Genomic DNA, 21,305 nt, shown 5'->3' with positions numbered 1-21,305 from the left:
TCGAACCAGAAAATATCATGACCATTATAAAATAAAAATCTTGATTTTTCTAGTTGTTACTGTTTAGCCAGCGGTCAATAGCGTCTTTGTGGAATCGAATTGTTTTTCCAATTTTGATTGATGGAAGCCCCCTTTGAATCCATGAATCAAGAGTATTGTTGGAAATTCCTAAATAGTCGCAAGTCTGTTGTTTGTTCAAATAGGGACAACTTAAAGTATTTTTTTCTATTTGCTGTTCAATTTCTTTTTGGATAAGGTTTGATAGCAATAGTTGAATCTGATGAATCTGTTCATCAGGAAGAATCACTTGCATTTATTATCCTCCTTCTTATCTTGGTTCCTCATTGGATTGCATCGACGTGAATCCAAATACTTAGCAAAAAAGTAGGTACGCTCAATGATAAGTCCAAGAAGTGGTGTGTGATTAGCTCGTGCATACCAGACGAGTTCTTCAAACTCTGTGAAGTCATTCTGCTCAATAATATCCACAACTTCATGCATGAAATCATCTGAGTTATTTTCTACAAGAAATTTATCAAGATTAAAACCACATCCAACTTCAATATCATCTATATCATATTGAGTTTTCTCCTTATTTTCGCCATGAATGAAGTAGTCAAAAAGTCCTTTGGGTGATTGTACGATTTCTACATGAGCAGGGCCATTCAACTTGTCCTTGATTAGCTCAGAAACTTGTTTATAACTTTTGAGAGAATCAAAGAAGAAAGCTCCGTGTTTGTGAGATTTTTTCAGTTCCCCAGTTTGTCGATTAATATCCTTATCGTGCCAAGGACTCAGGACGAAGGGGATGTGTAGTTCTTCAAGAACTTCAAGGTAGTCAGCAGGGGCACTTTCTTTGTAAAAAAGGAATGTCCACTTGCTAGAGCGTTGTTCTTTTGTCATTTTGATACGCCTTTCTGATTACTGATTATAGGATAATTGGGGGTCGTAGTAACCCCAATTATCTTGGAAAATGCTAGAAGGGGCTATCTGGCTACTGCTTAACGCAAGCCATAGCCCCTTTTTATCGTTTTTTACCAACTAACCATAGCTTATTATGAATCCGATTAGGTGCTGAAAAGTAGTAGTCAGGATGTTGACTCGAAACCTCTTCTTTCAGTTGAGAGGTCATGTCAGCCAAAATTTTTTGCCCCTGCTGGTCTCTAGGGACTTTGATAAAAACCGTCACATCATCTTTTCGTATGTCTACGACACTCTTATGTGCACAGTGATTAAAACTACTATTTATGGGATTAAAGGTAGTTATATTCTGATTGTCAATCGTTGTTATTTTTTCTGATTTCTCACGTTGCGTTAAAAACTGACGAAGTTTGAATGTAAAGTATACGGACTTAAAATAGTTGAATAGACTATCAAATCGAAATCGATTCAGAATTTCAAACATTACAGAAACAAATAGTGTAAGTAGAAGGAAGGACATTGCTGTATAAGAATATTTGCTTCCTAAATCTAAATAGCCATTGAACTGGGAGAGGTCAAAAAAACTCAGAGGATTTAGTTTAAACTGATTTGATAGAAAATCCAGAGACCATCCTATAAATCCTGCTAGAAATGAAACTAGAATTAGATTGATATTGATGTTGAATGTCCTCATGAAGTAAGATTTTTTCACCATTAAAGAATTCCTTTCTTTGTGTAATACGTTGGACATAGTAGCGGAAGTACCTGATAAGGATGTTCGTTATCAATTACTTGAATCAGACCTGTTCCATGCCCGATAGGGATAACAATACCTTCTGGGTCGAGGTCAGGGAATAGAAATTGTGTCGTCTTCTTGTTAATGTTGCCAATCTGGATGAGGACATTAAGTTGTTCACGAACAGAAATGGGAATCGTAGTGTGATCGAATCTTTGTGAAACAAGTAACAAGTGAAGTTTTGTAGCACGTCCGAGAAGTGCGATAGAAGATAAGAGTGAGAAAAACGATTCTTTAATCGTCTTATTGACTCCCTCAGATAATGCAAGAACTTCATCAATCACAATTGTCATATGGCTGAACTCATGACGTGGATTCTCGTATAGGATTGATTGACGTTTGTGAATCAGTTCTAGACATTGACTTAATTTCTCATTGATTTCTGATACAAAGTCGGACTTAGAGCGATTTTCAACGGGGTGAAGCACTGCAATTTGATGTTCACGAGCCCAACGACTAGGTGTGTCAAATTTTGGGTCTACTATAATTAAATCAGATTGATGTTTGAGTACACTCAGTAAATAGGTGAGAGCATAGGATTTACCCGAACCACTATTTCCACAGATTGCCATGTGATTGACCTTATCAAGATTGAGAGTGAAATTTTCCATAATTGGAATTTGATTTTTTGGTAAACTTGTTGTGTATCTATCAAGGTCAGGAATGACTAATCGTTTTGAAATTCCCACCCTCCACGGAAAGAAAAGTCCTCGCTGAATATGGATATCATCCGTTTTTAGAGGGACGAAGTATGTGGCATTTTGCTTCAATAATGTGTAATGTGGATATAGGGTTGCGTTAGCAATCAAGAAGATTTTATTATAGAGCTCATCATCTAAAATATAGGCACAGGGAAGCCGTGGGATGAAAATGAAACCGTTTTCTTGAATAACGATGTTAAAACTGTTTGTATAACTCGTTTCGCCTTGCATCAAGGCTCCAAGAGCCATATTAAGGCTCTGGAGCAAGTATGAATGCAAGACGGTATCTGTTTTAGATACCATTATTTGACCTCCTTAACATTGTCAGCTTTGAAGTAGACGTTAAAGCCAACTTCGCAGGCTTGAAGATTATCAAACCGTACCAATGACATATAAGATGGTAGCTCCACTTCAGTTTCGAATTTGACAGTGAAGGGCGGGAGTCCTTTTTGTGAGAACCAAGCTTTATAAGAGATAATTTCCCCTGTTGGTTGACCGTCTTCAAATTTAATTTGTGCTTCTAGTTCGGTGCTTAAGCTGAGAATTCCCTGCTTGTTGTCAATATATTCATTAGCAGTATTAGCTGAGTAGCCACCTTTGCGATTGCGTGTTTTCATTAGATTTACCTCGTGTTTGATTATTTGTCTTAGCTAAGAACAATCTTAGTTTAACGTAATTTCATGAAGCAGACTGTCAATTTTTATGACAGTCTATCTTTAAAATTGTGATATGAGGCAAGCAAATTCAGATAACCAATCAGTTAATTTTTCAGCAATTTGATAGGATGTCTCTTCTTCTGGAAACTCAGAGATAAAATTTAATAGAGAAGTAATAAGAGTTTCTTGATAATAGTCAGTAAAGTCGGATACTTGCTCGTTTGACGAAATGGAATAATTTCTAAGTTTTTGTTTTAAAATTTTTTTGAGTAAACTATTATCAAAAATGGGGTCTGTTAAAATTGCAATTATCAAGTTTTGAAAAAGTTGGAGCATAAACTCTTTGTTTGGAAAGAATAGTTTTCTTGGTGTTGGGTAATTGAGGCTAGTTTGAAAAGCTAGTGAAGCATTAAAACTAAGATTCCTTTTCCCTTTGATAATTTGCCCAACAGTTGTTTCTGATAGAAGTTCAAATTCTCCCTCAGGTGTTTCAAAACCAATTTGATTTTGTAAGATTTGTAATTCTTTAAGACGCTTGTGTATTGATTCTCCGAGTAGTTTACAATATAATTTCGTCATAATCTTCTTATAAGTCATTTTCTTCCTTATCGTCCTTGGACGGAAAGAAACTTAATAGAGTTTAACCGAATAGTACAAAAAAGCACACCAAATAAACGGCGAAACTTCACAAAATATAGATAACTAATATGACTGTCTATATTTTGAGTTTCAATCCGTCAATTTGATGGCCATCAAAAAGAACTATTTAATTATTTATCAAGATTTTTCTTGATAATTCTATTTTATCTGAAAAAAATAATTTATTTTTCTACCAATAAGATTATTAAATCAATGATCAGGAAGTTTTGTAGCTTTTTAAAAAAGGAAACTTCCTAAAAAATGATATAATTAAATTATGGAAAGTAAAAATTTTGATTATAAGAAGTTAAATACCATTTTACAAAATAAGAATATCTCAGTTGAGCAACTTGCCAAAATGACAGGAAAAACGACCAGAGCAGTTCGTCCATGGTTAAATGGAACCAGTACACCACATAAAAGTACCTTAAAAAAAATAATTGAAGTTCTACATATCTCTGAAGAGAGTATTTCAAAGACAGGTGTATCAATAAGAAATAAAGAGTACGAAGTGATAACAGAAACACTAGATTTTCTTTTTGACTACTACCTACCGTTATTTGCATACTATACTCGAAGTAATGAAGGATATCAGTTAAATAAAAATATAGACAAACTCAATAAATTAAATTCAATACATAGCGATTCTATTAGATATAGATCTAATAAAGAATTATACAAAAACAAGACATCATTAGATCGCTCTCTAGATAGCATTATTAGTGAGATAAAAGAGTATGTTCAGAAAAATGATTTCCCCTTGGAGGAGATGAAAGAGATTTCAAAGAATATGATCTATGAGATAGCAAAATCTAGTATACGTAAAGAATATAGCAATCTTGATAAATATGAACTTTACCGCTCTACTTGCCTTGAAAGCATAACGACAATAGACAGAATTTTAAAATCCTCGCCAACTCTATTAAGAATGTTAGGAGAAAGAACTATTTTAAATTATTCGGATGAGTTACTTAAAGATAAAGCTACTCTTTCTTCAAAACACGAGATAGATTCTCACATGGGCATTATTGTAAATATCTTTTCTTCAAATATAAGGTTAATGAAAGATATCTTTATTCACGAACTAGAGCGATTCAGTTATTTTTCTGCATATTATTTATTTCTATACGAGCAAAGCATTTTAGATCAGAATTTTATAAATTTGCCAGTTCCTAGCAAAGAATTTGTGATATATTTGAATTGGAAGATATACAAGAGTGATGATGACAAATTTGCTAAAACTATACTTGACTCTTTGGAAAAACTGATACAAGACAAAGTTGATTTCCTTTCTAGTCATAGTTTTAATATTGAAGAAATAATTGATGATTTTGCTCCACTAGTAAAAGATGATGTTCGATTAGCCTGCGTATCGTATTTGCAAAAAAATATAACAGACTATTCAATAACATTGTTAAGCTTTCTAGAGGATCTACCGGTACAATTGACAAGAAAAGAGGAGGATTATTTATAATGGTCGAACAATTTAATGAACGTCCACGAAAAAATGAAAAGGATGAAGCAATCCATTATGTTAGAAGTCTGCTTGCAAAAGCTCGTGAAGATAATCGAAACGAAGATATAGAAAAATTAGAAGAATTAATTCGATTACTACACACCAAAAAATATGGTTTAGTTTGGGAAGAACATGCTGAATTCGTTGAAGAAGAGATGAAAACAAAAATTCCAGTCTTTGTAGAGGACCGAAATAAAAAAATTACAGGTAATCCTAACTCAACTGACTATAATTTTTTGCTAGAGGGAGATAATCTACACAGCCTTCATTTACTTGAAAAAACACACACTGGTAGGATAGATGTTATCTATATTGATCCGCCATATAATACCGGAAACAAAGATTTCAAATATAATGACAACTTTGTTGAAAAAGAGGATTCTTTTAAACACTCTAAATGGTTATCATTTATGAGCAAGAGATTGAGAATAGCTAAAAATTTATTGTCTGATACCGGAGTCATTTTAGTTAGTATGGACGAAAACGAACACTGTCAGCTCAAATTGTTAATGGACGAAATTTTTGGTGAAAATAATTTTGTAGAGTCTATTGTTTGGGATAAAAAATCATCTGCAAAGGGTGTGCCGCCAAGGAATATGATGGTCGGTGTACATGAGTATATTTTAGCTTATCAAATATCGGATAAATTCAGATTTTTGGGAGAAAAAAGAGATGAATCAGGATTTAAGAATCCAGATAATGATCCAAGAGGACCTTGGAGAGAATCCAATATAAAAAGCACGACTAAGCCTATTGAAGATGCCTTTACAATAAAAGATCCTAACACAGGAAAAGAATATACGAATACATGGGCGTTCTCAAAAGAGTCATTAGAAAGAATGATAGCAGAGGATAGAATCATTTGGAAAGAAAATCTTCCTAAACAGAAAGAATTTTTGAACAATATGAGAAATCCAACAAAAGCATTAAAATCAAATTGGGGAGTTTTTGATAATCAAAAAACAACAATGTTTTTAAAAAAATTATTACCATCTGTTCAATTTAATAATCCTAAACCATTAGAATTGATGAAATATTTGATTGAAGTCACAGTCCCGGAGAATTCTATTATTTTGGATTTTTTTGCTGGTTCAGGAACAACTGCCCAAGCTGTCATTGAAGCTGGAGGCAATAGAAAATTTATTCTAGCTACCAACAATGAAAATAACATTGCAAGTGAAATAACTCATGCTAGATTATTAAAATTGTCTGAGGGAACAGATTTTTATGTTCCTCAAAATTTTAACTTAAAATATTTTAAAACAGACTTTGTTGATAAAAGCCAATTCCCTGATATTACACTTGAAGAAGAATTACTTAAATATATAACTCCCCTTGTTGAACTGGAATTTGGTGTTGACATCTCTGACCCTTCTGTTCAAATTATTCTAACCGAGGAACATTTGGAAGATCTTTTGAAAAATGAAAAACTTGTTCAAGGGGCAACTCTCTTTATTCATCCTGATGTTTTTCTTGATAGCACTGAAGAGGAAAAACTCAATCAGCTAAATATCACTCTACAAGAAATTCCTGATTACTTCTTTGGAAAGGAACTTTGGTCATGATTACTTTAAAAGAATTTCAAAAAGATATAGTCGATAAATTACTCAGTTTTATTGCTCCTGAATACCGAGTCAATGAGCTCGTTATTAAGGCCCCTACGGGTTCCGGAAAAACAATCTGTCTTTTATCCTGGATTAACGATTATATTTCAACTACACATGATAACGTGGCTTTTGTCTGGTTCACTCCCGGAGCCGGTGAACTAGAAGAACAAAGTCAAGATAAAGCTAAAAACTTTTCAAGTATCAAACCTCAATCTGTCGACGATGCTCTGCTTCATGGATTTGATAATGGAACAGTAACTTTTATTAACTATGAGCGTGTTGTCGGGAAAAAATCTAAGGCGATGCTAACGGATAGTGAACGAGATAATCTCGATGATAAGATTGAAAAAGCATTTCAACAAGACAGACATTTTATCCTTGTAATCGACGAAGCGCATAGAAATGATACAAAGAAAGCTCGGGATATTATCTCACGATTTAAAGCTTCAAAAACAGTTAGAGTATCGGCTACAATTGATGACCCTAAAACGCCAGATATATCTGAATTTTATGAGGTGTCGGAAGAGTCTGTTATATCATCTGGGCTCATCACAAAATCAGTTGTCGTGAATGAAGGGATAAATATCAATCTTGAAGTTAAAGATGAGTTTGAAATTCTCTTTGAAGCAGCAGAACAGAAACGAAGAGAGATTGTCCAAGCATACTCTGATAATAATGTGCAAGGAGTGAATCCTCTTGTTATCGTTCAACTCCCTGATAAATCCGATTCAGAAGCCGAACTTGTAACACGAGTTGAAGACTATCTCAATAAAAAACTCAGAAAAAACTATGAGGACGGAACACTCGGAATTTGGTTAGCTGATAAGAAACGAAACCATCTTGATGTGACTAATCTTAATAATGAAGTCGAATATCTTATTATTAAGCAAGCTATCGCCACAGGATGGGATGCCCCCAGAGCAAAAATCCTTATTAAGATTCGTGAAAAAATGGGTGAAGCCTTCACTATACAAACTATCGGACGTATCCGTCGTATGCCACAGCCTCAACAAGGCCACTACGAGGTCGATGTTTTAGATAACGCTTATCTATACACGTTTGATAGTGATTTCTTGAATGGTGCTTTTGCCCAAGGTGGAGCTGTTGTTCCTACCCCACTTCTGCGATTAAAGGATAAAGCGAGAAGTTTAAAACTAGTAAGTGAGCGTATTATTAATGAATCAGAAGAGAAGAGCGAAAAAGTCATTCTTCAAAACCTCTATGAAGGATTGAAAAGAGATTGGGGACTCACTGATAATTTCGAGGCAAACCGAAATACTGTCGAAAACATTGGATTAAACATTGGACGTACAATAAAAACAACCTATAAACAAGGCCGTTTTGATACACTAAAACATACTGATCGGTTACAAGACCTTAATCGCCAAGTAGAAGTTGACTATAGAGGAAACCGTCTTGATCTACTTCACGCCTTCCACGAACTTGACCGTGTAATCCATCTCCCGATTTCAAAAGTCGAAGCAATTTTAAAACGTTTTTTCCTAAAAGATGGAAGAGCAAAGAAAGAAACCCTTCTACAATTAGATGCACAAGAATGGACAGCATTTATACTTAATCATTGGAGAGCTCTTCGAGAGGAATTTAGAAAAATTGATGTCGAAAAAGCAATGGTTCTAGAACTAGAAAATATTCAACAAAATGATTTTTCACTTCCATTGGAGGAGCGATACAGCTATAATCCTAAGATAGAAGCTGAGCCTGTTTATAGTAGTGCCTACGAGGGCTATTCTACAGCATCCATCGCTGTTCGACCTAGTCTAGTAGAACGTCTTTTAGAACGATATTTAGAAAATCGTGACGATGTTGATTTTGTTTATAAAAACGGTGATAAAGGACCTCAGTACTTCTCTCTAGCATACGGTACCAATGGTGGACGAAGTCATTTTTATCCAGACTTTATCGTTAGAATGAAAAATGAGGATATTTATATTATTGAAACCAAGGGTGGTGAAACACACTCAGGTCAGGATAAAAATATTGACCCCTATGCACCAGCTAAGTACGAAGCGCTAAAAAACTATGCAAAACGGCATGGTGTGAAATGGGCATTTATTCGTGACTATGATGAGAAACTTTGGTGTCTAAATGATGGGGAATGGTGCGATGAAATGGGGAACGAAAATTGGAAGCCAATCGATAATTTATTTAACTAATACCTGACACCACCATCTTGTTTTTTTAGGAGGATTAAAGTGGAAAATTTAGAAAAATTATTAGGAACTCTGCAGGAGCAAAGCTTTACCTTCAATTATGGAGATAGAGAAGCGAGGATTGATTTAGATACATTATTGTCTGATTATGATGATGGAACCTCATTTATAGACTACATATCAGATTTTTATTACGTTCAATCTGTTTATCAAAAATTAAAAAATAGTGAAGGTGCTGATCCTGTAGAATTCTTTAAAGAATTCTCTAATAGTAATAAATCATACTATAAACTATTATCATTTATTAAATTCTACTATTCAGAACTTGAAAGTTGCCTTCAATCGCTTAATGATAATGGTATTGAACTAGAAGAATATTGTCTTTTTGCCATTTTCGAATTTAGTTTGGATTTATATTTTGATAATGTGGATAAAGAGGTAAGCTTGAGCCGTTATTTTTATTTTTTAGAAGAAACATCAAATCCACTGCATAAATTTATTTTCTTGGTCAACATTTTAGAAATATTAATTTGGGATAAATTGGATTCACCTCTATATTATGAATCATTTGATGAACTCTTTGAACATTTATCATATCTATTATATGCTTTAACAGAAGAAGTTCAAAAATTACTAAGACGCCGACTCTCTAATGACAAGCTCTATCTTATTTCAGCCCCAATACATGATTGGTTTGGAAAAATAACTAGAAATAAGTCGTTTTCAATTGTTTTGAATAATTTGACAAAAACACAAGATGAGAAATTAAATTGTTATGCGGTTGCCTATGGTAATGACTTCTATTACTATGCAATAAATCATATGGACGGAGAGGACCGAAAAAAACTTCATGATACATTTAACAGCTTTCTAGAAAATATTCCTGCTGCACGATTGACAGATCAAGTAAGATATTTTTTACCTAATGAAATAGATTATATAACATATGAAGAATTCCAAAGCTTACCAGATAAACCAGATGGAAATTTTAATCGGATGTTTACTTGTTGTGAGAGGAAAATATTCGCAAAGCTAAGAACGGATAAACCAGCAGACAAATATGTCAATATAATTGTTACACAGGCTCCTTGTGAATATTGTTCAAGGGAATTACGTTATATTAAAAACAATAAAACATTAACTATTGATATAAATTATCCTGAGTTAAGTAATATCAATTCTTACGATAGTTTAGCACGCAAAATATTTGATTCCTGTCCACGTCATATGGGGGGGACAGATATTTAAATTTAATAAATAAAATATTATGTTTATCAAATGGCGTGATTTAAATGTTAAAAAAAGACCTCTTGAGGTCTCAGACTGAAGAAAAGTCCATTTTAGACAATTTTCTCCGGTCTTTTTCTTTTATTAGAGAAATTAAAAAACTCTTAAGAACAGCGTAATATCAACATTCCTAAGAGTTTTCACTATATGTTAACCAACCTACAAAATGATAATTTTTCTATTGCTGGTAGGGTTTGTATACGTTATGAAAGATCTCATAAGGTTTTTTTGTTTAATGTAGGTATTTTTGAACTTCCTCAAATGGCTTACAAAAAGCAGTTGCCCGCCCACCTAAAGGATGAATTGATTTCCCAACAAGTTGTTCAGTATCTTCTGCTAGAGTCATGGTATCAAACGTTATTTTTCTTGTAGTTCTAACATTTTCCCCATCAGGAGTCTGAGTTAGAGTTCGGTAATACTTAACAGTGTAACTTCGACGATAATCATCAGTCCATAGCTTTGCTGTTGCTAAAATTCTTCCAGAATCCTCTCCTGTGGAGATAATTAGAACACGCTGAACGTCCTCACTGTAATCAGGTGCGATCTTCCACTCGCCTCTAGCCCTAGTTAAAAGATCATTCAAAGATAAATCTTGAGCTTGCGAAACCTTTAGTATAAGTGTTTTATCCTTCATGGGATTTGTAGCCATTTAAACCACCTCGATTCGTATTTGATACATATATATTACCAAACAAGAACTTAAATGTCAAGTAAAAACTGTAAGTTTCTCTAAAGATTACAGTTTATATAAAGTTGGAGTATTTTGAATTTATAAGACTACCTTTTCTATTTATTTCTTCCTTTAATTCAGGAGAATAGTAACGATTCTTCCCTTTTTAACAAATTCCGTAACTATCAATCAATTTAACCATGTACTGAAGATTAGAAATGTTTATCTCAAATTGGTTTGAAAGACGTCTAAAGCTTTCTCAATTCCCTCATAAGTTGATTTCATAATAAAATAGTCCAAAAGCTAGATTTTTTTCTGTCTAACTTTTTGTATGCAGTTCATTACATTCAAATTAGAGTGTTGCATGTTAAAAAACACAATATATTGTGTTTTTTAAATAGCAGTACACAACATATTGACAAAAACTAATATTTAGTAGTATAATCATCTTATATAAGTCGCTAGATAAAAAACTTTTAAAAGTAAAGCAATGATAAAAAATTAAAACAGAGGTACAGATGCTAGAATTTGATGTAATTGAACACTTTAAAACGTTTGAAAAAAACTTGAGGACTTCTGATGATGATGTAAAGACTATAAGTGAGAGAGTAAAAGTAATTACCAAAATAATTAACAAAGCTTATTGGAATATAAATTCTGAAGTTTCACATAGTATATTGGTAGGTTCATATGGACGGGGAACGGCGATACACTTGAGTGATATAGACTTACTTGTAGAGCTTCCAGAAAATCAAAAAGATCGATTTGGTAAGTATAGCGGAAACGGTCAGAGTGCCTTGCTTCAGGATCTGAAAAGCAAATTATTGAAGCACTATTCAAATTCGATTATTAAGGGAGATGGACAGATTGTTAGTATTGAATTTTCTGACGGTATTCGCTTTGAGGTATTACCAGCTTTTAAAATATCTGGTACAGATAAGTATGAATATCCCAATGCTAATGACGGTGGTAGTTGGGAAGAGACAGACCCTAAACTAGAACAATATAAACTAACGGACCAGAATAAACAATATAATTATGCTGTAAAAAAATTTTGTCGTATGTTACGTGCATGGAACGATGCAAACGATGTTGGATTGCATGGAATTGCCATTGATTCATTAAGCTATAAATTTTTTGAAACTTGGGATGAGTCTAAGACAGGGTATATATATTTTGATCAGATGTCGCGCGATTTTTTCAGGTATGTAATAAAATTTATAGAAAATAATAATATTCTACTCTCACTAGATGGAAGCTACAGCATTGAGGTTGACACTGCTATAAAACGTAAGGCAGAGAGTGCTCTAAGGAATTGCGAAGCAGCTATTGTTTTCTGTAGGGATAATCAGAAATCAGAAGAGTATTGGAGTAAAGTCTTTGGAAAAAATTTTCCAAAACTGTTATCTGGAAAAAATTTCCAAACTGACAGAGTTTCAATCTCAAACCGTAGCACTAGAGAACCAATCGGCACTGCTACGGATACTGAGCAATTTGCAGATGAAATGGGGTGGGATATTGCTATAGAAAAGATTATTGAAATCCAATCAAGTTTAGAGATCAATGGTTTTAGGAAAGGTAGCATTTCACATAAATTTAGAATCCCAATAAAACCTAACTCAAAAATAATCTTTTCAGTTAAAGATATTCCTGGTATTTATTGGTATTGGAAGGTTAGAAATGTTGGAGCGATAGCCAATAGTAGAAATGCAATCAGAGGTCAAATTGTAAAAAGGACATATAAGATCGTTGAACCTATTAATTTCAAAGGCAATCATTATGTAGAAGTATACGGGGTACATCAAGGTAGAGTGAAAATTTATGGGAAAATAGATGTGCCTTTGGAGGATTTCTTATGAGTGAAAATATTATGTATCAAAAGTTATGGCAGCAAATCGTTGAACAACATGCCAAGTTAGTATATAGTTTTACTACAGATGAAAAAGAAATAGCTCGTATATTATGGTGGGCGAAATTTCGACAAGTAATATCTATTATTTCGTCTGCAATAACAGTTAGCCCCGCTCTTTCATCTTTGTTTGGTCATAATGTGTGGTGGAAGTTTTTTTCTGCAATAGCTGGTATCGTTTTATTATGTTTATCTACTTACAATCTTAAAACAGATAATGACGGTAAGGTGATCGCTTTAAGAAAGTCAGCGGATACTTTGTGGGAAATTAGAGAAAAATATATATCTTTATTAGTTGACTTTGATAATTTTACGATAGAGGAAATTAGAGATAGAAGAGATGAGCTGATTAAAGAGACTGCTAATGTTTATAAAAATAGACCTAAGACAAGTCTACGTGCTTATAGAAAAGCTCAAAAAGCTTTACAAGTTGAAGAAGAGCAAACATTTAACGAGGGAGAAGCAGAGCAACTATTACCCAGGTCGCTAAGAAACAGGTATCCAATATCTAATCATTGATATATAAAAAGATAACAGATTTACCTCTGTTGTCTTTTTATATATCCGAACATCTAATTTATTTCACAAAAAATGTAGTCAAAAATGTAGTCATTCGGTTGATTTTTATTGCAATACATTGAAATTCGAAAACTCAAGAATTGCATTAAATCAAGGTTTTTTCGTCTCTACTGAAACGTAATGACCTATTATTTAACTTCTGTAAAAACTAAATAAGGTAAATTTTTGATATTCTGGTTCGATTTTCGCTTATTTTTTATGAAAGTTTACCTTATTTTAATGAAACTGATTGAAATTAGTTAAAATTTTATTTTTTGAAAAGTTATGAAAACGTTGATTTTAAAGCACTTTGAAATTAGATGAAATAAGTGGTGCCCCAACCAGGTCTTAAGAAAGCTCGTAAAGCTAGCCAGTTCTCTAAACGTTAATTCGTTACTGGAATACAGAATACAAACGGAAACACTTTGCATCTTGCAAGGTGTTTTTTGTATCAGAACTGGCGGTGCGCAATTAGGATAGCTCTAGCGACTTTAGTCGCGTAGAGATATGCTATGCACAGTTGCCCCAAGAAAACAAGCGAAGCGATGTTTGATTGGATGGCAACCACTGCACTCAAAACGTTAATCAATACGATTATATCAACGTTTACAGACATTCAAGATTTTTCTCTTGGATGTCTTTTTTGATGCAAAAATACAAAGTTCACCCTAAAATTCACCTTATACCTTTTGTGATGTTAAGCCTTCATATTGTCACTGTTTAGAGAAATGCTCTAAGCCATTTTGAATCAGAATGAGCAACTTGACTTAAATTGTTTACAAAATGACAAAAATAATGATATTTCTGACTAATATCATTGTCAAAAATAAAAAGATATGTTACAATGTAATCAAGTTAAAGAAATAAGAACTTAGATAGGGAGGAACTATGTGTGCATCGTTAATACTATCTTATTTAATAGCAAAGGAGGAAAGATCAAATTCTACCGTTTTTAGGCTATCTAAGCCAAGTGGTTGAATTTGATAGACAATGGTAAATATGAAGCTAAAAAATCGTTTAAAAGAGCTTCGCGCTCGTGATGGTTTAAACCAAACCGAGCTTGCAAAGCTAGCAGGTATATCAAGGCAGACTATTAGTTTGCTAGAGCGTGATGAGTATACCCCCTCTATTATTATTGCCTTGAAAATCTCTCAGATATTTCATGAGCCAGTAGAGTCGGTATTTCGCTTAGAGGAGGAAGAATCATGAACAAATATAGAGTAATTTATTATCTTTGTATCATTGCCTTTGTAGCAAATGTTTCGATGATGATCGGGACCTTGCTGGGATGGTTTCACATTTTAGACAGTAATTATTTTTTCTGGAGTAGCTTGATTTTTAGTTTAGTATTTGAGCGGATAGAAAAGAAAGTAAAAGAAAGAGAAAAAGTATAAAAGGAGTAAGATTATGAAAGAGTTTTTGGCAGATTTTCAAGTAGATACCGAACACAAAGAAATTGCAGGGGTTTGTGCCGGTATAGCTAATTATTTCAATATAGACCCTCTGATGATTCGTGCACTGGCTTGTTTGCTTTTTCTATCTTCGATAGAAATTAGTCTTCTCACCGTTATAAGCTATGCTCTTTTAGCTGGCTGGATGGGGAGTGAATCTCTTGAAGAGGTCATCAAAAAATCAGGGTACAAGATTCTATTTTTCTATATAGTTGCAATTCTCCTGAATAGTTTTGGTGATCAAGTGTTAACAGCTGCTTTTGGATTTGGGCATGCTCTGATTCAAGGACTGCTAGGTTTATTTTAGAAAGAAGATAGAAAATGAAAAAGAAACATTTATTATTATTACTAGGAAGTTTATTGTTGGGTGGGTTAATCGGAATGTTTGGTGCAGCCTTCACGAATCTTCATTTAAAAATTTCTCAAGAGCAAGTACAGTTTATTTTAACAACCTTCTTTTTCTGTCTGGGAATACTATCGACAATAGTAGCTCTCTATTTTATCATGAATAGTAGGAAAGTTTATGCTAGCTACCTAGCAGAAGAAGATGATGAATTAAACGAGCTAGCTTATATTAAGATGTATCGCTCTCTAGATTATGGGACAGTTGCTTACAATGTTTTGCAAGTTAGTATGCTTTTTAGCTTGCTTACAGTGTTGCCTAGCCACGATTTACCGATATCAGCTTTTCTCTTAGCAGTATTAACCATTCTTGTTGGAAGTTTCTGCATCAAAACAACGAGCAAAATTCGTAATTACCAACTCTCTATTTTAGCCACACCAAAAGAGGTATTAGATTATCTAGAAACCTATGACGAGGGAGAGAAACAAGCGGAAATGGAAGAGGCTTATTTAATCTTGTTCAAACTCAATCAGCTAATCTTACCATCTGTCTATATCATCTTGTTTGCCCTATCCATTATTCTTGGAGAAGTACAGTTAGTTGCTGCCCTTATAACTGCTGTCATCCATCTCTACATCAATATTGCACAATTAAGAAAAACAAAACGTTACTTTAAATAACAGGGATTTCTATGAATCGTGTCGCAAATGTAGGTGACGATGTTGAAAGGAATGAATCAATCAAAATAAATTTCATTCCAAGATAGAGCTAAAAATAAAATTCTAAAAAGTTTGTAAAGTAGCTTTAGTAAACGTTCTTTTAAAAGAATGCTAATCATTACAATGAGCACCCTTCGGGGTGTTTTTTCTATACCTAAGATAAATGGAAAATAAAAACCCACCCTATCTTCCACAGTCAAACATGACTGTAGAAAATAGAGTGGGTCTAGGATGTTAAAGACTATTTGTCGTCTTTATGAAAGATATTTTTAACACCCTTGATAGCTCCTTCGACAGCTTCTTTTGCATCTTCAGCAACTTCTTTTGCTTTTGAAGCAACTTTTTCAGCAGTGCCTTCAGCTTCTGTTTTTGTATCGCCGGTTAATTTACCAAGGCCTTCTTTAACAGAGCCTTTTACTTGGTTCAATTTTTCTTCTAATGACATAGCGTCACCTCCATGAAGTTAGTCGTTTATTTCTCTGAATGCAATACTGTTGATTTAAAAAAATAAAAAATATTTGTCTCAGATTAGAGTGAGTATATTCTTTTTAATATAGAAAGTCAAATTTTTGCTACGGTATTCTGAAAGCAGGATCGATTTTTGATCTGAAGGCAAATTGTGAGCGACTAATAAGTCACGACATTTCGTTTTTACAGCAAAGATTTGAAACGAAAGCAGCAAAAAACTTTTCTATCTCCAATGAAATAAATGGTATAATGGTCGTGAATGGAGACATCGTAACGCTGTTTTTTGAAAAAGAGAAGATAAATATGAAAAGAATCCTTACAACCTACCCGGTTATCAGTACTTTAGCTCTAATCTGTTTATTGCTCGGTCTATTGACTTCCTTTTATGGGGATGCTATGTATGATCTATTGGCTTTTCATTCGAAGCCGGTCTATGGTTGGCAATATGTCAGTGGGACCCTGATGCACGGTAGCAAAGGAGCCCCTATCTGGTTTTTATGGGTTCATTTGTTGTTAAATGGACTCATGATCCTTCCCTTCGGAGGACTGCTAGAAAGAAAAAGAGGCTCCAGACAAGTCTTGCTCGTTTTTGTGACGGCGACAGTCCTCTCTTCCATCGTTTTTCACCTTTTAACCCAGGAGCAAGACATTCAGGCAACAGGGATCTCTGCTGTAGGATACGCCTTTGTAACCGGAGGGGTTATGCTCCTGCCAAACGTGTGGAAAGAATTTTCGCGCACCGTAAAATGGCTTTATCTATTCTTAATTTTTCTATCTGGCCTCATGCTCTTACCAGCAATTACCGGATGGATCTCAACGCTATTGCATCTTTCAGGGATTGTGAGTTATCTATTGGTTTTTATCGGAAGTAATATCTTGAAGGGGAGAAGCTAACCATTAAGACGGCTACTTAGTGAGGTTTTCATCGTACTTCCTTGACTCTTCCTCTACCAGGCCGTATAATATTCTATATCAATGAAGAAATCACCTTTTGTCATTGTGCAAAGGGTGATTTTATAACGAAAAAAAGGAGACACAATGGGGTATATCTCTACTATTAAAACGGCTGTTCAGCTCTTTCCTTTCCTGGCATTTTTGCTGACCTTGCCCTACATGATTTTGAATTATCGCAAATATGGTTCGGTCAATAAATTGCGGGTGCTGATTTTCTATTCTTTTATGCTTTACTTGATGACGGTCTATCTCTTGGTGATCTTGCCTCTGCCGGATCCAAGTAAGATTCATACTAGCTACTCGGAAATGGTCAATCTCCATCCCTTTGCTTTTGTGGTGGATTTTTTCAAGGAGAGCCCTTTTGATCTAGCGCAGACTGGTACATGGATTCAAGCCCTTAAGCATCCAACTTTTTATGTGCCTGCCTTTAATGTCCTGATGTTGATTCCTTTTGGGATGTATCTACGCTATTATTTCAAGTGTGGTTTTAAGAAAACGATCCTTCTGACAGCCCTCTTTAGTCTCTTTTTGGAGCTGACCCAGTTATCAGGTCTCTATTTTCTGTATCCGGGTCCTTACCGCCTAGCAGATGTCGATGATATTATTCAAAATACCACCGGTGGTGGAGTGGGTTATCTGCTCGGTTGGTTCCTGGTTTGGTTATTGCCGACGCGAGATGAAATTGACGAGCATTCTTTCCGAGTAGGGACGAGAGTATCTGGTTTCCGGATGGGTCTTGCCTTCTTGATTGACTTTGTAATGCTATCCTTGCTTTACGCGCTGATTCAGCGTTTAGAGATGATTCCTTATGTAGCGGTTTTGGCTGTTTATTTTGCCTTGATTCCTTTGTGGCGGGGTAAAACCTTGGGAATGGCTTTGTTGAAATTCCGCCTGCATTTTGACAAGCAAAAATGGCTTCGCACCATCTGGCGGGGAATCCTAGTAGTAGGCTATTTCTATCTGATTCCTCAAGGGTTGTTCTATTTGATTTCGCTTTTGAATAGCGATTTGACGGACAATTCCCTCTTAACCCTGTCTATGATTTTATTGCTCTTCTTTATGCTTTTATTGTACCTGATCCTCACTCTCGCCATCGTCTTGCTCAATCGTCGCTTTCCCTTTGACCGTCTAGCTGGGGCTGAGTATGAGAGTACGGTGCGCGTGAAGAAAGAGCTCTTAAAAGATGAAACTGAATCGTCAAAATAGAGAGAGTGGGACAGAAATCGGTAATTCGTTAGAATTCGATTTCGTCGCCTCACCTCCGCACAGTTGAGTAGGGCTGTAAAAGCTGATGAAATCAGCGTAGTAGAGTCCACTCAACCACTGCGTCTTGCTCGACAATCCAAAAACAATTAAGAGGCTAGGACTTTTGTCCCAGCCTCTTAATTTTTTTATACACGTTTAAAATATCCGAATGTTCCCAGTTGAGAAGGGCGATTTTAACAGGATTGTGCTACAATGGAAGAAAATAGATAGAATGGAGCAGTGAAATGAAAGCAATTATTACAGTCGTTGGTAAAGACCAAAAAGGAATCGTAGCGGGTGTTGCAACGAAAGTGGCAGAATTAGGACTCAATATCGATGATATCTCTCAAACCGTATTGGATGAATACTTTACCATGATGGCGGTCGTATCGTCAGATGAGAAAAAAGATTTCACACAGCTCCGTTCAGAGTTGGAAGAATTCGGTCAGTCTCTTCATGTGAAAATCAATATCCAAAGCGCAGCGATTTTTGATGCCATGCACAATTTGTAAGATAGGGGTTGAGAATTTATGGACATTAAACAGGTAACAGAAACCATTGCCATGATTGAAGAGCAGAACTTCGATGTTCGGACCATCACCATGGGGATTTCGCTTCTCGATTGTATTGATCCGGATATCGAAAAGGCAGCGGAAAAAGTCTACAATAAGATTGTGACAAAGGCCAAAGACTTAGTGGCTGTGGGGGATGAGATTGCGGCAGAACTTGGGATCCCTATCGTAAATAAACGGGTTTCGGTCACTCCGATATCCATTATCGGAGCCGCAACAGATGCGACAGATTATGTACCTTTTGCCAAGGCACTAGATCGTGCGGCCAAAGAAGTTGGGGTCAACTTTATTGGTGGCTTCTCAGCTCTGGTTCAAAAAGGCTACCAAAAAGGGGATGAAATCCTTATCAATTCTATTCCTCGCGCCCTTGCGGAGACAGATTTTGTCTGCTCTTCAGTCAATATCGGATCGACCAAGACAGGGATCAATATGACCGCTGTCCGAGACATGGGCCGTGTTATTAAAGAAGCATCTCAAGCAGATCCAATGGGGCCTGGTAAGCTCGTAGTTTTTGCCAATGCAGTAGAAGATAATCCATTTATGGCAGGAGCCTTCCACGGTGTCGGTGAAGCGGATGTTGTCATTAACGTTGGGGTTTCAGGACCTGGTGTCGTCCAACGGGCGATCGAAAAAGTTCCAGGCGCTAGCTTTGATGTATTGGCTGAAACGGTCAAGAAGACAGCTTTCAAAATCACCCGTGTCGGACAATTAGTTGGTCAAATGGCTAGTGAACGTCTCGGTGTTGAGTTTGGAATTGTTGACTTGTCCCTTGCTCCAACACCAGCTATTGGAGACTCTGTAGCCCGTGTCCTTGAAGCGATGGGGCTTGAAGTGGTAGGAACCCACGGGACAACAGCAGCCCTAGCTCTTCTCAATGACCAAGTGAAAAAAGGTGGCATTATGGCTTGTAACCAAGTCGGTGGTTTGTCAGGTGCTTTTATTCCGGTCTCAGAAGACGAGGGGATGATTGCGGCGGTCCAATCAGGCCATATCAACCTAGAAAAATTGGAAGCCATGACAGCTATCTGCTCAGTTGGTCTTGATATGATTGCCATCCCAGCAGATACACCAGCAACAACCATTGCAGCCATGATCGCGGATGAAGCAGCTATCGGGGTCATTAACCAAAAAACGACAGCAGTCCGGATTATTCCTTATGGCGAAGAAGGCGATATGTTAGAGCTCGGAGGGCTTCTTGGATCAGCTCCAGTTATGAAGGTTAACAAAGCTTCCTCAGCTGATTTCATTGCCCGTGGTGGTCAAATTCCAGCTCCGGTTCATAGCTTTAAAAACTAAGAGAAATCTAGTATAATAGAAACAAGAATGGAAAAGTCTGAGATAAGGAAATTCAGACTTTTTTCTTGTAAAAGGAGACAAGATGGCTAAAACAAGATTATTTATTATTCGTCATGGAAAAACAATGTTTAATACAATCGGTCGAGCTCAGGGATGGTCAGATACGCCTTTGACCGCAGAAGGAGAACGAGGGATTCAGGCTCTAGGAATCGGCTTGCGTGAGTCTGGTTTAGAGTTTGCTCGAGCGTATTCTAGTGACTCAGGTCGCGCCATCCAAACCATGGGAATTGTTCTAGACGAATTGGAATTGAAAGACCAAATTCCTTACCGCTTTGATAAACGGATCCGTGAATGGTGCTTTGGAAGCTTTGATGGGGCTTATGGTGGCGAGCTCTTTCATGGTGTTGTCCCACGCGTATTGGACGTTGAAGATTATAAGAAGTTAACACTTGAAGAGTTAGCGAATGGAATTTACCAGGTAGATACTGCAGGTTGGGCAGAGCCTTGGGAGGTTTTGAAAGAACGGATCCTAGAAGGTTTTGAGGCGATCGCAAAAGAAGTAGAGGGTAATGGCGGAGGCAATGCCCTTGTAGTTAGTCATAGTATGACTATTGGAGCTTTGGTTTGTCTGTTGCATCCAGCAACCAAACTGAATCCAGGTGTTCAAAATGGTAGCATAACTCTATTAGAATATGAGAATGGTCAGTTTGAGGTCAAAACTATCGGAGACATCAGCTATCGTGAAGTCGGAGAGAAGATTTTGGAAAAGTAATTACAAATAATATAAAGATGCTGGGGCTTACTGTTCTGGCTTCTTTTTGTAAGA

At 35.8% G+C, this 21,305-nt stretch carries 23 protein-coding genes; 15 read left to right on the top strand and 8 right to left on the bottom strand.

The features are described 5' to 3' along the window. Positions 1-49 precede the first annotated feature (49 nt). The 6 genes from PCY07_RS00175 to PCY07_RS00150 form a co-directional block, all read right to left on the bottom strand. Positions 50-313: a helix-turn-helix domain-containing protein gene (locus PCY07_RS00175; protein ID WP_018364576.1), complete on the bottom strand. Its 264-nt coding sequence runs from the start codon at positions 311-313 to the stop codon at positions 50-52. Beyond that, positions 304-903 carry a replication protein gene (locus PCY07_RS00170; protein WP_301354975.1) on the bottom strand — a complete coding sequence of 200 codons (600 nt, stop codon included), beginning with the start codon at positions 901-903 and terminating at the stop codon, positions 304-306. The genes PCY07_RS00175 and PCY07_RS00170 overlap by 10 nt, the downstream gene beginning before the upstream one ends. 121 nt (positions 904-1,024) lie before the next feature. Continuing rightward, entirely contained in the window at positions 1,025-1,636 is a 612-nt protein-coding gene (locus PCY07_RS00165) for a hypothetical protein (protein ID WP_301354976.1), read from the bottom strand. Further along, positions 1,636-2,721: an AAA family ATPase gene (locus PCY07_RS00160; RefSeq protein ID WP_214255270.1), complete on the bottom strand. Its 1,086-nt coding sequence runs from the start codon at positions 2,719-2,721 to the stop codon at positions 1,636-1,638. Before PCY07_RS00160 ends, PCY07_RS00165 begins: the two co-directional genes overlap by 1 nt. Beyond that, on the bottom strand, positions 2,721-3,035 hold the full coding sequence (locus PCY07_RS00155) for a hypothetical protein (RefSeq protein WP_214255271.1): 315 nt from the start codon (positions 3,033-3,035) through the stop codon (positions 2,721-2,723). The genes PCY07_RS00160 and PCY07_RS00155 overlap by 1 nt, the downstream gene beginning before the upstream one ends. A 99-nt stretch (positions 3,036-3,134) precedes the next feature. Then, positions 3,135-3,653, bottom strand: a complete 519-nt coding sequence (locus PCY07_RS00150) for a hypothetical protein (protein WP_367316941.1) — start codon at positions 3,651-3,653, stop codon at positions 3,135-3,137. A 337-nt stretch (positions 3,654-3,990) separates the two neighbouring features. Here PCY07_RS00150 and PCY07_RS00145 point away from each other — a divergent pair, with 337 nt between their 5' ends. From PCY07_RS00145 to PCY07_RS00130, 4 genes are read left to right on the top strand one after another with little or no spacing between them, the layout of a single operon-like run. Continuing rightward, on the top strand, positions 3,991-5,187 hold the full coding sequence (locus PCY07_RS00145) for a helix-turn-helix transcriptional regulator (protein ID WP_301354977.1): 1,197 nt from the start codon (positions 3,991-3,993) through the stop codon (positions 5,185-5,187). Then, positions 5,187-6,794 (top strand): site-specific DNA-methyltransferase, encoded by a 1,608-nt coding sequence (locus PCY07_RS00140; protein WP_301354978.1) that lies wholly within the window; start codon positions 5,187-5,189, stop codon positions 6,792-6,794. The genes PCY07_RS00145 and PCY07_RS00140 overlap by 1 nt, the downstream gene beginning before the upstream one ends. Further along, complete coding sequence (locus tag PCY07_RS00135; protein ID WP_301354979.1) at positions 6,791-9,010, top strand: DEAD/DEAH box helicase; 2,220 nt, start codon at positions 6,791-6,793, stop codon at positions 9,008-9,010. Before PCY07_RS00140 ends, PCY07_RS00135 begins: the two co-directional genes overlap by 4 nt. A 39-nt stretch (positions 9,011-9,049) precedes the next feature. Beyond that, entirely contained in the window at positions 9,050-10,255 is a 1,206-nt protein-coding gene (locus tag PCY07_RS00130) for a hypothetical protein (protein WP_301354980.1), read from the top strand. Positions 10,256-10,526: 271 nt separating this feature from the next. On the opposite strand, the gene PCY07_RS00125 is transcribed toward PCY07_RS00130, so the two are convergent. After that, on the bottom strand, positions 10,527-10,943 hold the full coding sequence (locus PCY07_RS00125; RefSeq protein WP_214255274.1) for a hypothetical protein: 417 nt from the start codon (positions 10,941-10,943) through the stop codon (positions 10,527-10,529). 539 nt (positions 10,944-11,482) lie between these two features. Here PCY07_RS00125 and PCY07_RS00120 point away from each other — a divergent pair. From PCY07_RS00120 to PCY07_RS00095, 6 genes are all read left to right on the top strand, one after another. Continuing rightward, positions 11,483-12,823 (top strand): nucleotidyltransferase domain-containing protein, encoded by a 1,341-nt coding sequence (locus PCY07_RS00120; RefSeq protein ID WP_214255275.1) that lies wholly within the window; start codon positions 11,483-11,485, stop codon positions 12,821-12,823. Continuing rightward, positions 12,820-13,392, top strand: coding sequence for an SLATT domain-containing protein (locus PCY07_RS00115; protein WP_214255276.1), 573 nt, complete (start codon positions 12,820-12,822; stop codon positions 13,390-13,392). Before PCY07_RS00120 ends, PCY07_RS00115 begins: the two co-directional genes overlap by 4 nt. 1,038 nt (positions 13,393-14,430) lie before the next feature. Beyond that, positions 14,431-14,640, top strand: a complete 210-nt coding sequence (locus PCY07_RS00110) for a helix-turn-helix transcriptional regulator (protein WP_031576108.1) — start codon at positions 14,431-14,433, stop codon at positions 14,638-14,640. Next, the gene (locus PCY07_RS00105; protein WP_013904663.1) at positions 14,637-14,825 is read left to right on the top strand and encodes a hypothetical protein; all 189 of its coding nucleotides are present in this window, start codon (positions 14,637-14,639) and stop codon (positions 14,823-14,825) included. Before PCY07_RS00110 ends, PCY07_RS00105 begins: the two co-directional genes overlap by 4 nt. A gap of 13 nt (positions 14,826-14,838) precedes the next feature. Next, positions 14,839-15,189 carry a PspC domain-containing protein gene (locus tag PCY07_RS00100; RefSeq protein WP_301354981.1) on the top strand — a complete coding sequence of 117 codons (351 nt, stop codon included), beginning with the start codon at positions 14,839-14,841 and terminating at the stop codon, positions 15,187-15,189. Positions 15,190-15,203: 14 nt separating this feature from the next. Continuing rightward, on the top strand, positions 15,204-15,905 hold the full coding sequence (locus tag PCY07_RS00095; protein ID WP_301354982.1) for a DUF3169 family protein: 702 nt from the start codon (positions 15,204-15,206) through the stop codon (positions 15,903-15,905). Between the two features lie 280 nt (positions 15,906-16,185). Here the strand turns inward: PCY07_RS00095 and PCY07_RS00090 are convergent, their stop codons facing one another. Then, entirely contained in the window at positions 16,186-16,389 is a 204-nt protein-coding gene (locus PCY07_RS00090) for a CsbD family protein (protein ID WP_049489171.1), read from the bottom strand. 326 nt (positions 16,390-16,715) lie between these two features. Between PCY07_RS00090 and PCY07_RS00085 the strand changes: the two genes are divergently transcribed. From PCY07_RS00085 to PCY07_RS00065, 5 genes are all read left to right on the top strand, one after another. Further along, the gene (locus PCY07_RS00085) at positions 16,716-17,306 is read left to right on the top strand and encodes a rhomboid family intramembrane serine protease (RefSeq protein WP_301354983.1); all 591 of its coding nucleotides are present in this window, start codon (positions 16,716-16,718) and stop codon (positions 17,304-17,306) included. A 144-nt stretch (positions 17,307-17,450) separates the two neighbouring features. Further along, a complete protein-coding gene (locus tag PCY07_RS00080) occupies positions 17,451-18,572 on the top strand; it encodes a VanZ family protein (RefSeq protein WP_301354984.1) in 1,122 nt (373 codons plus the stop codon). A 284-nt stretch (positions 18,573-18,856) separates the two neighbouring features. Further along, a complete protein-coding gene (locus tag PCY07_RS00075) occupies positions 18,857-19,123 on the top strand; it encodes an ACT domain-containing protein (RefSeq protein WP_003004214.1) in 267 nt (88 codons plus the stop codon). An 18-nt stretch (positions 19,124-19,141) separates the two neighbouring features. Beyond that, the gene (locus PCY07_RS00070; protein ID WP_013904669.1) at positions 19,142-20,479 is read left to right on the top strand and encodes a PFL family protein; all 1,338 of its coding nucleotides are present in this window, start codon (positions 19,142-19,144) and stop codon (positions 20,477-20,479) included. Positions 20,480-20,561: 82 nt separating this feature from the next. Then, positions 20,562-21,251, top strand: coding sequence for a histidine phosphatase family protein (locus PCY07_RS00065; RefSeq protein ID WP_013904670.1), 690 nt, complete (start codon positions 20,562-20,564; stop codon positions 21,249-21,251). Positions 21,252-21,305: the final 54 nt, after the last annotated feature.

This window comes from Streptococcus sp. SP1 (assembly GCF_030440005.1).
Taxonomy (GTDB): Bacteria; Bacillota; Bacilli; order Lactobacillales; family Streptococcaceae; genus Streptococcus; species Streptococcus parasanguinis.
Note: the sequence above shows the minus strand (reverse complement) of the source record. Positions and strands in the feature narration are given on the sequence as shown.

Coding starts and splice junctions, on each gene's coding strand:
- PCY07_RS00155 (WP_214255271.1), bottom strand. CDS start 3,035: ATGAAAACACGCAATCGCAAAGGTGGCTACTCAGCTAATACTGCTAAT.
- PCY07_RS00150 (WP_367316941.1), bottom strand. CDS start 3,653: ATGACGAAATTATATTGTAAACTACTCGGAGAATCAATACACAAGCGT.
- PCY07_RS00145 (WP_301354977.1), top strand. CDS start 3,991: ATGGAAAGTAAAAATTTTGATTATAAGAAGTTAAATACCATTTTACAA.
- PCY07_RS00100 (WP_301354981.1), top strand. CDS start 14,839: ATGAAAGAGTTTTTGGCAGATTTTCAAGTAGATACCGAACACAAAGAA.
- PCY07_RS00115 (WP_214255276.1), top strand. CDS start 12,820: ATGAGTGAAAATATTATGTATCAAAAGTTATGGCAGCAAATCGTTGAA.
- PCY07_RS00090 (WP_049489171.1), bottom strand. CDS start 16,389: ATGTCATTAGAAGAAAAATTGAACCAAGTAAAAGGCTCTGTTAAAGAA.
- PCY07_RS00080 (WP_301354984.1), top strand. CDS start 17,451: ATGGGGTATATCTCTACTATTAAAACGGCTGTTCAGCTCTTTCCTTTC.
- PCY07_RS00085 (WP_301354983.1), top strand. CDS start 16,716: ATGAAAAGAATCCTTACAACCTACCCGGTTATCAGTACTTTAGCTCTA.
- PCY07_RS00175 (WP_018364576.1), bottom strand. CDS start 313: ATGCAAGTGATTCTTCCTGATGAACAGATTCATCAGATTCAACTATTG.
- PCY07_RS00140 (WP_301354978.1), top strand. CDS start 5,187: ATGGTCGAACAATTTAATGAACGTCCACGAAAAAATGAAAAGGATGAA.
- PCY07_RS00095 (WP_301354982.1), top strand. CDS start 15,204: ATGAAAAAGAAACATTTATTATTATTACTAGGAAGTTTATTGTTGGGT.
- PCY07_RS00135 (WP_301354979.1), top strand. CDS start 6,791: ATGATTACTTTAAAAGAATTTCAAAAAGATATAGTCGATAAATTACTC.
- PCY07_RS00110 (WP_031576108.1), top strand. CDS start 14,431: ATGAAGCTAAAAAATCGTTTAAAAGAGCTTCGCGCTCGTGATGGTTTA.
- PCY07_RS00065 (WP_013904670.1), top strand. CDS start 20,562: ATGGCTAAAACAAGATTATTTATTATTCGTCATGGAAAAACAATGTTT.
- PCY07_RS00125 (WP_214255274.1), bottom strand. CDS start 10,943: ATGGCTACAAATCCCATGAAGGATAAAACACTTATACTAAAGGTTTCG.
- PCY07_RS00105 (WP_013904663.1), top strand. CDS start 14,637: ATGAACAAATATAGAGTAATTTATTATCTTTGTATCATTGCCTTTGTA.
- PCY07_RS00075 (WP_003004214.1), top strand. CDS start 18,857: ATGAAAGCAATTATTACAGTCGTTGGTAAAGACCAAAAAGGAATCGTA.
- PCY07_RS00160 (WP_214255270.1), bottom strand. CDS start 2,721: ATGGTATCTAAAACAGATACCGTCTTGCATTCATACTTGCTCCAGAGC.
- PCY07_RS00070 (WP_013904669.1), top strand. CDS start 19,142: ATGGACATTAAACAGGTAACAGAAACCATTGCCATGATTGAAGAGCAG.
- PCY07_RS00165 (WP_301354976.1), bottom strand. CDS start 1,636: ATGGTGAAAAAATCTTACTTCATGAGGACATTCAACATCAATATCAAT.
- PCY07_RS00120 (WP_214255275.1), top strand. CDS start 11,483: ATGCTAGAATTTGATGTAATTGAACACTTTAAAACGTTTGAAAAAAAC.
- PCY07_RS00170 (WP_301354975.1), bottom strand. CDS start 903: ATGACAAAAGAACAACGCTCTAGCAAGTGGACATTCCTTTTTTACAAA.